This window comes from Alcaligenes sp. SMD-FA (genome assembly GCF_025960365.1).
In the GTDB taxonomy this organism is placed as follows: Bacteria; Pseudomonadota; Gammaproteobacteria; order Burkholderiales; family Burkholderiaceae_B; genus Alcaligenes; species Alcaligenes aquatilis.
This window is the reverse complement of sequence record NZ_CP110108.1, coordinates 925,889-937,986: the sequence shown is the minus strand read 5'-3', so window position 1 is coordinate 937,986 and position 12,098 is coordinate 925,889. Positions and strand designations below refer to the sequence as shown.

Sequence of the window (12,098 nt, the reverse complement as noted above, 5' to 3'; positions counted from 1 at the left end):
ATTATTTAGGTTTGATACTTATACTAAAAAACAAAAGGGGGGTATCCCCCCCTTGTCCACCAAGCGGTCAAACCCGATTACGTGGCGCGACGCTCCATCAAGGCCCAGGCAATGGTGCTGGGGTCTACGTACTCCAGCTCGCTGCCGGCTGGCACACCGCGGGCCAGTCGAGTCACTTTCAAACCTTGGCTAGTGAGCATTTCCGCCAGATGATGGGCGGTGGTTTCGCCCTCTGCGGTGAAATTGGTCGCTAGAATCACTTCCTGCACTTGGCCATCACTGGCTCGCTCTAGCAAGCGGTCAAATTGCAAGGCATCCGGCCCTATGCCTTCCAGTGGCGTCAAACGCCCCATCAGCACATAGTAAAGGCCTCGATAGCCATGCGTAGCCTCGATCATGTTTTGATCGGCAGGTGTTTCCACCACACACAACAACGCCGGATCACGGCGGGGATTGGCACAGGTTTCACAAATAGCTTGGACTGTAAAACCATTGCAGCGCTGACAGTGCTGCAGTGCCGTCGTGGCATGTTCAAGAGCCCGGCTTAATTGGTCGGCACCTACCAAGTCATGTTGCAACAAATGGTAGGCCATGCGGCGAGCGCTACGCTCACCCACACCGGGCAGCCGACGCAGAGCCTGGATCAGAGCCCGAAGCGGTTCGGGCTCTGCGATCTGCGGTTCGTTCATTAGAACGGAAGCTTCATACCGGGAGGCAGTGGCAGGCCAGCGGTGACACCCGCCATTTTTTCCTGCGAAGTGGCCTCGGCTTTGCGCTGTGCATCGTTAAAAGCAGCAGCAATCAAATCTTCCAGCATCTCTTTTTCGTCTTCCAGCAGGCTGGGGTCGATAGAGACACGGCGCACATCGTGGCGGCAGTTCATGATGACCTTGACCAGACCACCACCGGAAACGCCCTCGACCTCGATATCGGCCAAGGCTTCCTGGGCCTTTTTCATGTTTTCCTGCATTTGCTGCGCCTGGCGCATCAAGCCGGCAATCTGACCTTTCATCATGGTTTGGTTTTCCTGATTGATAGAAATTGACAATGGGCCATTCAGGCGGCCCGAACCAAAGGAGTGGCCTTGATTGACCCGGCTTTGACGCTGCCGTCAAAGTCCTGGATCAGGCTCAAGACAAAGGGATCCTGGGCAACCTGCTCTTCGGCCTGTCGCTGACGCTCGGCCAGCTTGGCCTGCTCCACGGCATGCGCGGTAGCATCGCCTGTATCCCCGTATTCGATCACCAACTGAATGGACTGGGCAAAATATTCCGATAGAACAGTGCGCAAGCGCGCTTTGCCCTGACTGCCTTCAGTAGCCTTGATTTTGGCACGCAGGTGGATTTCCTGGCCTTTCACGCCCAGCCATTCGCTCTGGCGGGCCAGTTCGGCGGCCCAGCCGCTTAAGGGCAAGCTGGTTGCCACGTCGGGCCAGGTTTCCGGTTTCATGCCGCCCAGTCGCACGGTGCGCGGGTTGTCCGAACCGCTCTGCGGCACGGGCAGGCCCAGTTCGGTGTCGGGCATGAAGCGATCAGACATGGACACAGACGGTACATCGCCGTCTTCTTCGGCACGAGCCGCGTCCATATCCAAAGGCTGGTAATTCTCGAATTCTTCGTCCATGCCCTCGGACAACCAGGCGGGCTCCTCCGGGCCGTCCTGGGTAGAGGCGGCTGGCGGCGCTTCTTCTGCCACCGGGTCTACTCGGGCGGCAGCCTGGGCTTGAGACGACATCAGGGGCTGAGCACTGCTCTTGCCCTGGGCTTTGGAGGATTCTGCAGTGGGATCGGCAGAGGAGTCTGCCTGGTCTGCGGAAGTGGACTCGACGGCTGGCGGAGCGGATGGCGTTGATGGCACTTGGGCGGCTTGAACAGCGCTGCTGTCAGCAACTGCGGTCGCCGCTTCTTGAGGCGAACTGGTCGTGGAACCGGCTTCAACGCTTGCGTCCGCTGGGGCAGATTCTGAAGTGTCATAGCTGACCCCTGCGCCGGCAGGCTCGGGAGCATCTTCCCAGGCCGGGACAAAATCGTCGTCAGCAGGGATGGATTCTGCGACAGGCGCCGCTTGAGCTGCGGCAACATCAACGGCCGGGGCGGCTGCGGTGGCAGAAGCCTGTGCCTGCTCAGATGCGGCCTGTGGATCAATCGCAGGCTGGGGGGTTTGTGTTGCCTGTACTGCTTGTGCCGTTTGCCTTCTCTGTTCTGTTTGCGCCCCCTGCTCAACTTGCTGTGCAGGCGCAGCAGAAGCGGCGGCCTCAACAGGTGTTGCAGAAGCAGCCGGTACCGACGCAGCCTCTGAAGCAGCGGAAGCTTTCGCAGGAGCGGGAGCAGCCTGAGCCGCGCCAGCACCAGCACCAGCACCAGCACCAGCGGCATCAGACCCCGAAGGCCCTGCTGGCGGTGGCACATACGCCGAGACGGGCTCGGGCAGCAAGGCCAGCATGCGCAAGCACGCCATCACAAAACCGGCGTACTCATCCGGAGCCAAAGACAGTTCCTGACGACTGTGCACCGCGACCGAATAAAACAACTGCACATGATCGGGCGAGAGTGTGGGTGCCAATTGCCGCACCGCCTCTGCCAACGGATCATCATCTGAAATCGTGCCAGGGATGCGCTGCTCGATGGCGATACGGGACAACAAAGTGGCCAAATCCGCCAGAGCCCCCGAATAAGACAGGCCACGCATGGCCAGATCATCGGCCACACCCATAATGGCCTGCGCATCGTAAGCGACCAGCGCTTGCAGCAATTGCGCCAGGTGGCGTTGATCAATGGTGCCCAGCATGGCTTGCACAGCCTGGGCGCTGAGATCACCCGCGCTATAAGCAATGGCCTGATCGCTAAGCGACAAGGCATCTCGCATGGAGCCATCGGCTGCCTGCGCCAGCAGACGCAAGGCAGGCAACTCGAACTGCATTTCTTCCTGGGTCAGAATGTCCTGCAGGTGGCCCACAATCGCAGGCACGGTCATCTGCTTCAAATTGAATTGCAGACAGCGCGACAAAACGGTGACCGGAATTTTTTGTGGGTCTGTGGTTGCCAGAATGAATTTGACGTGCGCTGGCGGTTCTTCCAGCGTCTTGAGCATGGCGTTGAAGGCGTGCCCGGTCAGCATGTGAACTTCGTCAATCATGTAGACCTTGTAGCGGCCCGAGCTGGGGGCGTAGACCGCCTGTTCCAGCAGCTGGGTCATCTCTTCCACACCCCGGTTGGAGGCGGCGTCCAGCTCTACATAATCAATAAAGCGGCCAGCATCAATCTCGGTACACGCGCGGCAAACGCCACAGGGCTTGGAGGTGATGCCGGTTTCGCAGTTCAGCGACTTGGCCAGAATACGCGACAAGGTGGTCTTGCCCACGCCGCGTGTGCCCGTAAACAACCAGGCATGGTGCAGGCGCTGGGTATCCAGGGCGTGCGTCAGAGCGCGCACCACGTGGTCCTGACCAACCAGGGTGTCAAAGGAGCGAGGGCGCCACTTGCGGGCCAGAACGAGATAGGTCATGCGAATTCCGGACGGCGTGAACCATCAATACAAATAAGCGAAAGGAAAAGTGTACCGGATTCGGTGCTGAAGGGAAGCAGATAGACCGGGCGCGCATAACCCGATAAGCAAATGAAGTGGCGAGCCTGACTCCGGCACTGATTCTGCACGGCTGTGGCTGCTTCGTTCCCGACCTGACCAGATTCACCGCCGAACCATGCGGAGGGGCCCGCCGACAAGTAGTGTAGCATTAATACGGCAGCCAAAGATCGGCTCTCGGGAAATAAAGCGCCGCCCGCGCCGGTCGCCCATCCAGAGCCTGCACCTGCTCACAATAACGCTGCAATTGCGGTGCGTAGCGCTCCAACATACGCGCTGCAAAATCATCCTTACTTTCATGCTCGGCGGGCCGCCCCGTCTTGTAATCCACCACCAGCCAGTGATCTTCCTGGGAAATCGCCAAGTCGATAATCGACACCCGACCACTGACATCCAGCAAGGACCACTCCCGGTAGGCGCGGCTGACACCCAGCAACCAGCGACCACGCTCGGTCTGCACGGTTGCGGCAATGGCCTCAAACAAGGACTGGGCAGCCTCATCCAGGTAGGCGGCAGGCACCCCGGCCCGCAGCAACTGGCGACGCATGACGACGCGACCTTGCTGCAAACGCTCTACCGGCCACTGGTCCAAACCTTCACGACCCAGCTTTTCCAGCCAGTCGTGGGCAACCGTCCCAATGGCTTTTTCATGAGTCGTATCCAGGGACCACTGCCAGCTTTGATACTGTGGGCTGGCGGTCTGCAATTGCTCGGGTGGCGCAGCAGGCAAGCTCACCACGCGCTGCAACAATGCCGCAGAACCTTGCCCCGACTCCTCTTGCTGCCTGCCCTGCTCGGCTTGCCAAACCGGCGCCTGTGGCTGCTCCAGGACAGGCCAGACACGGCTTAACAAGGAGCGGCCATCCGGCTCGCGCAGACCCTTGTCCTGGGTAATGCTCAGCTCCGCAAACAAGTGCAACTCCTGACGGGCACGCGTCAGAGCCACGTATAAAAGACGGTGGCTTTCCTGCTCGGCTCGGATACGTTCCCGCGCTGCCAGAAACTGCGACACCGGATCGCGTTGCTCGCTGCCCTTATGGCTGATCGGCCCCAGAATCAGGCGCTCGGCGCTGTGTTCCAGACGAATCAAGGGCTCGGAATCGGCTGCCGACTGCTTGTGCAAGCCAAACAAGATAACAGTTTCAAACTCCAGGCCCTTGGACTTGTGAATCGTCATCACCTCCACGGCCTTGCCCGTCCCTTGCGGGGTGGCATACAAAGACTCCACGCGGGCCTGCAATTGCTGCTGATCGGGCGGTCCATAGGGACACAGCTCCTCCAGCAGCCGCAAAACTTGTTCGGCATCGGCCTGATCGGCCAGGCTTGGATAAACCTGCGGCCCGCCCAAGCGCGTCCAGCATTCCTGCACCCAGGCTGCAAAAGGCATCAAGCCGCTGCGATTACCTTTATCCAGCAAGATCTGGCAAGCGAACAGCAGCCGGTCGCGCTCATTCGCATCCCAATCTTCAAAATCCTGATTGTGTGTGAAGAATTCCAGCCTGGCGGCCGGAGCTTCTCCGCCACCATCCGGGGGCGCCTGTGGCGTCATAGTCATCTTGCCTCGCTTGACCTCGCCGTCAACGGCGAGGTTCGCTCTCAGGCTCGTGGTCAGCTCGGCCAGGGTCTGCGTGGGATGCAAAGCGCACAAACGATGCAGACTCTCCAAACGCAGGCCGATCAATGGCGAGCGCAACACGGACAGCCAAGCCAGTCGATCTGCCGGGTGAGCCAAGGCACGGACCAATTGCACCAAATCCGCCACCACAGGGCGCTGCTGCAAGGGCTCCAGCTCTACCGCTCGGCACGGTACGCCCTGCTCGCCCAGCTTGCGCACCAAACCCTGCAAGTGCGAACGTGCTCGCACTAGAATTGCCACCGGATGCTCACTGTCCTGATAACGTTCCAGAGCTTGAGCCGCGCATTGCACCGCTTCTTGCACCGCACGTTCCTGAGCCGCTTGCTGCGACGGCACGGCATCCTCTCCCCGTGCCACCCGGAAATGCCAGGACGGATGAAACTGCACCGCCCACTCGGGAATATCAGGTTTGAAGGCAGTCGAGTGTTCATACGTGACCATGCCCAGATCCGGATCAGGTCGAGCCGGAAACAGTTGCGCCCCCACCCTATTCACCCACTCCACCAAACGCGGGTGCGAGCGGAAGTTATTGCTGAGATTGAGCGGCTCCAGCTCCACTTCACCTAAACGTCGCGCTTGCCAGACCTGCAGAAACAAACCCACTTCCGCCTTGCGGAAACGGTAAATGGACTGCATGGGGTCGCCCACCAGAAACAGGCTACGCCCATCACCCGGCTCCCAGCCACTGGTCAGGCGCTCCAGCAATTGCACCTGGGATTGGCTGGTGTCCTGAAATTCGTCCACCAGCAAATGACGTATGGACCTATCCATACGCAACAGCAGTTCGCCCGGCTCATCGGCATCGCCCAAGGCTTGCAGAGCACGTTGAGCAATCTCGGTGAAATCGACCTCGGCTTTCTCGGAAAAGCGCAGTTTCAATTGCGCCGCAGCCAGCCATAAAACCTGAATCAGATTGGACAGGACTTCTTGCTGCTGGGGGGAGTATTGTTCGGGCAGAAGGCGGGCACTGGCCAGGCGAGCAATCCAGGGCTCTGCCCCCAGACAATTGCTCAACCATTCAGTCAGAATTTCTTTTTGCGCTGTTTTTGGCGGAAAGCCGTTACGCACGGTCAGGCTTTTGCGCAGATCGCCTTTATCCGTCAGCAACAAGGCTGCCAGACCACGCCAGCGCGGCAAATCGTCCATAACCGGGGCCAGATTGTCGCCTTGCCAATCGGCCAGGGCCAGTACATCGCCGCTTTCCAGATTCGAGGCCGCAAAGCAGGCCAGGGGAGCCAAAGTCCGTGCCCAGCCGGGTGGCAAAGCATCGCTTAGCTGCTGCAGTTGCTGCTCCACCACCTCGCGCAAGCTGTCTTGCAAAAGCGCCACGTCACCGCCCTGCCCCACGGCTGGCAGCCACTGATCGCGGCTGGCCAACATACCGGCCAACAGGGCTTGCGCCTGCAGCAGGTTGACATCCATATGCTCCAGAAAGCGCGCCACGCTAGGGACGCTTTCCGCCATTTCCAGCGTGGCCCAGGCCGCCGCTTCGTAATGCTCCTGTGCCTTATCAGTAATGGCCGGCACCCCGCCCAGCCCCGTAATCCAGGGCATGGCACGCACCAGGTGCGCACACAAGGAGTCAATGGTACGGATACTCAAGCGTGCCGGATAGGCCAGCAAATCCCACTGCTGCTCCTGATTGCGCTGCATGGCCGCGCGCGCCAGCTCCCAACTGCGTACGCGATAGGACTCGGCAGGCCGTTCCTGATTGGCAGCGGCCAGCTTCTCCAGCACTCGCGCATGCATTTCAGCCGCAGCTTTACGGGTGAAGGTAATAGCCACAATTTCTTCTGGCCGCTGCACGCGAGCCAGCAAAGCCAGAATTCGGTCGGTCAGCAGCTCTGTCTTGCCTGAACCGGCAGGGGCTTGGACCAGAAAGGAGGACTCGGGGTCCAGTGCCCGTGCACGGGCGGGGCTATCGCTAGGGACAGTCAGCATGACACCTCTCCTCCATTGTCTTGGAGGTCTTCCTGGAACAAACGCAAAAAGGGCAAAACATCGCAGTACAGCAAATCGTTGCGGTTCCAGATCTGGTTGGCGGCCTGCCCTTGCAGGAACTCATCCGCCAGACCTTCCACCGCCTGTTTCCACTGCGCGATTTGTGCGGTCCACTGCTGGGCACTTTCCAATTCGGTCAGGCCCTCAATATCCATGCCGGGCGCGGCCAAACCACTTAAGCCCACCTGACGAGCATGCAAGCGCACAAAAGCCAAGCCACTGACGGTTCGGCCTTCATCCTGCAAGGCTGCTGCATAAAACGGCAATTGCAGATTCACAGGTCTGGGCCGCAGCCAATCTTTATCGGGTCTGAGTTCGCCTATGCCAGTTTTGTAGTCCATCAGCAACTGCTCACCATCGGCCAGATCATCCAGACGATCCAGACGCAAGCTCAAACGCAGCAAGCCACGGCTCCAGCTCAATTCCTGTTCCGTCGCGCCCAAGGCAAACGGCGGACGCTGGGCTTCCTGATGCGCGTATTGGCTCAAAACAGCCAGACCCCGCTCCATTTCCAGGCTGCGCAGCACCGGGCCGTAATCGGCCAGCTCTTCCTGAGCGGCCTGATCAATACACACTTGCACCACGTCCAACAGCGAGTCCTCGCCAATCAGTTCGTGCAAGCTGTCCTGATCCTTCACATGCAGCCAGAACAGTTCGACGGCGCGGTGCAGAAACACCCCGCGTGTATTCATATCACCTACACGGGCGTAATCAGGCAAGGCCTGACCATGCAAACGAAACTTCACAAAAGCCCATAAGGGATTGCGGGCCTGCGTATCCAGCACGCTGATTCCGCCGCGTATGCGCTCTTCAAGCTTCAGGCTGGGGCCTTGCTCGTCCAGCAAGGCTTCCTGTGCGACGGCCTGCTCTGCCTGCACCGCCCAAGGCATTTCCAGCACAGGCCAATGCGCGATCAAAGGGCTGGGTCTGAGCTCTTGCTCCCCCTGATTCAAAGGCGCACTGAGCAAGACCTGTTTGCCACAGCGCAGCAAGGCGCTCAACATCCAGCGCGCCCACTCCAGCTCCCGCTCTGGCGTACTGCGCGGGGCTTGCACCCGGCGCAGCACTTGGGCGGGGATCAGGGGATTCGGTTTGACGGCAGCGGGCAAAATATCATCGGTCAGGCCCAGCACCCATACGGCATCCCAACGCCCACCTTCCGCCTCCAGAAAGCCCAGCACATCCAGACGGGAGCGCGGATCACGCTGTGGCTGGAACAGATTTTCACGGGCCATGCGCGCCAGAGCACTTTGCGCCTTCAAGGCACTGATACGGCCCAAGACAGGGGCTTGCTGCGCCAGTTGCAGCAGCAGGGCCTCCAAAGCTTCCAAGGTTTGAAACTGGGCGCTATCCAAACGATTGGTTCCGGGAAAACCCAAAGCCTCCAGGCATTGACGCATCACTGAAGCCCAGGTATCCACCCCTTGAGCGCCGGCCGACACGGACTCGAAGCGCTCCACCGCCTTGCCCCAGGCCAGGGCCAGTTCGGGCGTGTGAAAGCTGAGCATGTCGGCAAATTCTTTACGGCTCACTTGCGTGATGCGATTGTCGCGCCAGGCCTTGTCAATGCGGGCACGGCCGCCCGCTTCAGACTGTTCCGCCTGACACGCTCCCAAACGCAGGGCTTGGCCCAGCATGGCCGGCTCGGCCTGCCCCTTGGTCGCCAGGGTAAACAGGGCTTTCAACCAGGCCAGGGCTGCTTCAACCACGGGCCACTCGGCCAAGGATCGGGCCGCTGCCACGTTATAGGGCAAGGCGCCTTGATCCGTGTGCATGGCTTGCCGCAAGAGGCGATGCACCAGCGGCAGTTGCGTTTCCAACTGCGCCGCCACAATGGCTACCGTGCGATCCGGGTCCTCATCCAATTGACGACGCGCCCATTGCACCGCCAGGCGCCATTCCGTATCCGCATCCTGCGCCTGCACCCAATGAACTTCCGTGGCCTGCGCCTCTTCGTGCTGCAACTGCAGAATCTCCACTCCCATATTCTGCAAACCCATTAAAAGGCTTTGCAGACGCGGCGAGTATTCATGAAAACCATGCAGCACCATATATCGATGACGCATGTGCAAGGCGCCGGCCTGCACCGCTTTCAGCACGCGCTCGGCAGCCAGATTCGCGTCATCCAGATCCGCCTGCTCCAGGCTTTGCCGGTAGTGAGAGCGCCATTGCATGAAGCGTTCAAAATCTATGCTGGCCTCGCCGGGTTTGAGCTCAATATTCCATTCATCCAGCAGGGTATCGGCTTCACAGGCCAGACGCGCTGCCTGGCCGACATCCAGGAAGTAGCCCTCTTCCTCGCACTGCTCGATGCTGTGTTCCCAGCGCTGCAAGGCGGCGAAGCGATCCATCTGGTGCGCAGCCGGTTGCCATTGCTCGGAAAAGCAGAGCTGATCGCTGGCCTGTGCCAGCCACGCCCCCAAGGGCACGATTTCCGGCACGGCGACCGTCCCGCCCGCTCCAGCCAGACGGGCCGACAAATGTCCCAGCAGGCGGCGCGCGTAGCGCTTGTTCACGGTTAACACAACCGTTTCGGCACTATTGAGCTCCTGCAATTGAGCCATGGAAACAGCAGGGGTGTCGTACATAGAGAAAACCAGTTAAGGTTGCAAGGAAACAGAATGGCCAGCAACGCTGATCCGGCCATTGTACCGGCGCTCTATCCCTAGATTGTTCACGCCCTTACACTTATCGCCATGTCTAGTTCAAACACCCCCAATACCGAATTAACCGGCAGCCTGTCGCTGCGTACTGGCGAGCATACCTGGGGTAGCGCCCGCCGTATGGCCTTGCTGGCGGCGATCGCCGAGCAGGGGTCGATCTCTGCCGCCGCCCGCCATATTGGCATCAGCTACAAAGCGGCCTGGGACGCCATCGACATCATGAACAATATGGCGGGCGAGCCTCTGGTGCTGCGTAGCACCGGCGGCCATCGTGGTGGCGGCGCCACCCTGACGCCCAAGGCCATCGAACTGCTAGAGCTGTACCAAACCTACGACCGGCTACATCAACGCTTCATGAGCCGTATTGGTCGTTTAATGCCTTCCGTGGCTACTCAGATGGAGTTACTCCAAACCATGATCATGCAAACTTCGGCTCGCAACCAATTGCCCGGTATCGTTACCACGATCAAGACCGGTGCCGTCAACGACGAAATTCATGTGGATATTGGCCAGGGCCAAACCGTTGTTGCCTCCATTACGCGGGAAAGCACGGAAAACCTGGGCCTGCGTGAAGGGCAAAAAGTTCTGGCCTTTCTGAAAGCATCGTCAATCATGATTGGCACGGGCGACACCCGCAATTCGCTGTCCGCACGCAATCAGTTACCCGGCACGATTACCGATGTCCTCACCGGTGCCGTCAATGCAGAAGTCCGTCTGGAGCTGCCACAAGGCCTGACAGTGACCGCCAGCATCACCCTGGACAGCACCCAGCGTTTGCATCTGGAAGCGGGCCAATCCGCCTATGCTCTGTTCAAGGCATCCAGCGTAATGATTGCTACGCTGTAAGGGCTTCCAGATCCGCGCTGCGACAACACTCCAAGACGCGTCCGTCGCGAATGCGATAGACCTCTTGGGCCAGGACTCTGGCATCTTCAGGATCGTGCGTAATCAAGATCGTGGGAATATCAATCTGGCTTTGCAACTGCGCCAGTTCAGCCCGCAAACGAACACGCAAATCCTGATCCAGAGCCGCCAAAGGCTCATCCAACAAGAGCAACTGAGGCTCAATCGCCAAGGCTCGCGCCAAAGCACAGCGTTGCTTTTGCCCGCCCGACAACTGGGCGGGGTAGCTACTTAATACCGACTCCAATTCAAACGCGTCTACCCAACGCTGGGCAGCCGCAGGCATGGCCCGCACGGAGCGGTTGAACAAGCCCCTGTTCAGACCAAAGCAAATATTCTGTGCGGCGGTCAGATGTGGGAACAGGCCGTAGTCCTGAAACAGGTACGCCACCCGACGCTCGCGCGGCTTCAGGTTGATGCCTTTTGCGGAATCAAAGTAGACCTGATCGCCAATCTGAATGCGGCCATGATCGGGCCGCAGCAAGCCCGCCACGCTTTGCACCGTCAAGGACTTGCCCGAGCCTGATGGCCCATACAACGCAATATGACGAGCCTCGGTTTGAATCTGAATGTTCAATTCAAAATGACGAGCCTCGCTAACTACGGTGCGTTGAATCTGTACCTTCAGGCTCATTGCATCCCTCTTTTACGGCGTACGTGACGGGGTGACAAAGCACGGGTACTCCACAAAACCAGCACACAGGTAATCGAAATAATAGCAACCAGCACTAAAGCCTGCTGATCTTCCCCTGCCTGCACCGCCTCGTAAATGGCGATGGACATGGTTTGGGTACGCCCCGGTATGCTGCCCGCAATCATCAAGGTTGCACCGAACTCGCCCAAGGCACGGGCAAAAGCCAGCAAAACCCCGGCCATAATGCCACGCGCCGCCAAAGGCAGGCTGACACGAAAGAAGATAGCCAAGGGCCTTAAACCCAACACACTGGCGGCATCTTCTAATCGTGGGTCCACATCTTCAAAAGCCGCACGCGCTGCCTTCAATATCATGGGAAAGGCCACGACTGTGGCGGCAATCACCGCACCCTGCCAAGTAAAGATCAGCTCTATCCCCATACTGGAGAGCCATTGCCCTACGGCACTACGCCGACCCAATAGAACCAGCAGGTAATAGCCGATAACCGTAGGCGGCAAGACCATGGGCAAGGTCAGGATGGAATCAAGCAGGTCACACCAACGCGACTGCCAGCGCGACAGTGCATAGGCAATGCCTATGCCCAACACACAAGCGAACAAGGTCGCCCAGCCGGCGACCTTGAGCGATAAGCCCAGGGGAATCCAAAATGAAGTCATCC

General features: G+C 59.3%; 8 protein-coding genes and 1 other RNA gene. 1 reads left to right on the top strand and 8 read right to left on the bottom strand.

From position 1 onward, the window contains the following. Positions 1 to 77 precede the first annotated feature (77 nt). From recR to OKX01_RS04325, 6 genes are all read right to left on the bottom strand, one after another. The gene (recR, locus tag OKX01_RS04350; protein WP_094195826.1) at positions 78 to 689 is read right to left on the bottom strand and encodes a recombination mediator RecR; all 612 of its coding nucleotides are present in this window, start codon (positions 687 to 689) and stop codon (positions 78 to 80) included. Further along, positions 689 to 1,015: a YbaB/EbfC family nucleoid-associated protein gene (locus OKX01_RS04345; protein ID WP_094195825.1), complete on the bottom strand. Its 327-nt coding sequence runs from the start codon at positions 1,013 to 1,015 to the stop codon at positions 689 to 691. Before OKX01_RS04345 ends, recR begins: the two co-directional genes overlap by 1 nt. Before the next feature lie 41 nt (positions 1,016 to 1,056). Continuing rightward, the gene (gene dnaX / locus OKX01_RS04340; RefSeq protein WP_264672530.1) at positions 1,057 to 3,504 is read right to left on the bottom strand and encodes a DNA polymerase III subunit gamma/tau; all 2,448 of its coding nucleotides are present in this window, start codon (positions 3,502 to 3,504) and stop codon (positions 1,057 to 1,059) included. 115 nt (positions 3,505 to 3,619) lie between these two features. Continuing rightward, positions 3,620 to 3,717, bottom strand: an RNA gene (gene ffs / locus OKX01_RS04335) — signal recognition particle sRNA small type. Between the two features lie 16 nt (positions 3,718 to 3,733). Further along, positions 3,734 to 7,159: a UvrD-helicase domain-containing protein gene (locus OKX01_RS04330; RefSeq protein ID WP_264672529.1), complete on the bottom strand. Its 3,426-nt coding sequence runs from the start codon at positions 7,157 to 7,159 to the stop codon at positions 3,734 to 3,736. After that, positions 7,153 to 9,807: a hypothetical protein gene (locus tag OKX01_RS04325; protein WP_264672528.1), complete on the bottom strand. Its 2,655-nt coding sequence runs from the start codon at positions 9,805 to 9,807 to the stop codon at positions 7,153 to 7,155. Before OKX01_RS04325 ends, OKX01_RS04330 begins: the two co-directional genes overlap by 7 nt. 108 nt (positions 9,808 to 9,915) lie before the next feature. On the opposite strand from OKX01_RS04325, the gene OKX01_RS04320 reads away from it, so the two are divergent. Further along, entirely contained in the window at positions 9,916 to 10,728 is an 813-nt protein-coding gene (locus OKX01_RS04320; protein WP_264672527.1) for a TOBE domain-containing protein, read from the top strand. Here the strand turns inward: OKX01_RS04320 and OKX01_RS04315 are convergent. Both OKX01_RS04315 and modB read right to left on the bottom strand, forming a co-directional pair. Continuing rightward, positions 10,718 to 11,419, bottom strand: coding sequence for a sulfate/molybdate ABC transporter ATP-binding protein (locus OKX01_RS04315; RefSeq protein WP_108728001.1), 702 nt, complete (start codon positions 11,417 to 11,419; stop codon positions 10,718 to 10,720). The genes OKX01_RS04320 and OKX01_RS04315 overlap by 11 nt on opposite strands. Further along, the gene (gene modB / locus OKX01_RS04310; protein WP_094195819.1) at positions 11,416 to 12,096 is read right to left on the bottom strand and encodes a molybdate ABC transporter permease subunit; all 681 of its coding nucleotides are present in this window, start codon (positions 12,094 to 12,096) and stop codon (positions 11,416 to 11,418) included. The genes OKX01_RS04315 and modB overlap by 4 nt, the downstream gene beginning before the upstream one ends. Between the last annotated feature and the right edge of the window lie 2 nt (positions 12,097 to 12,098).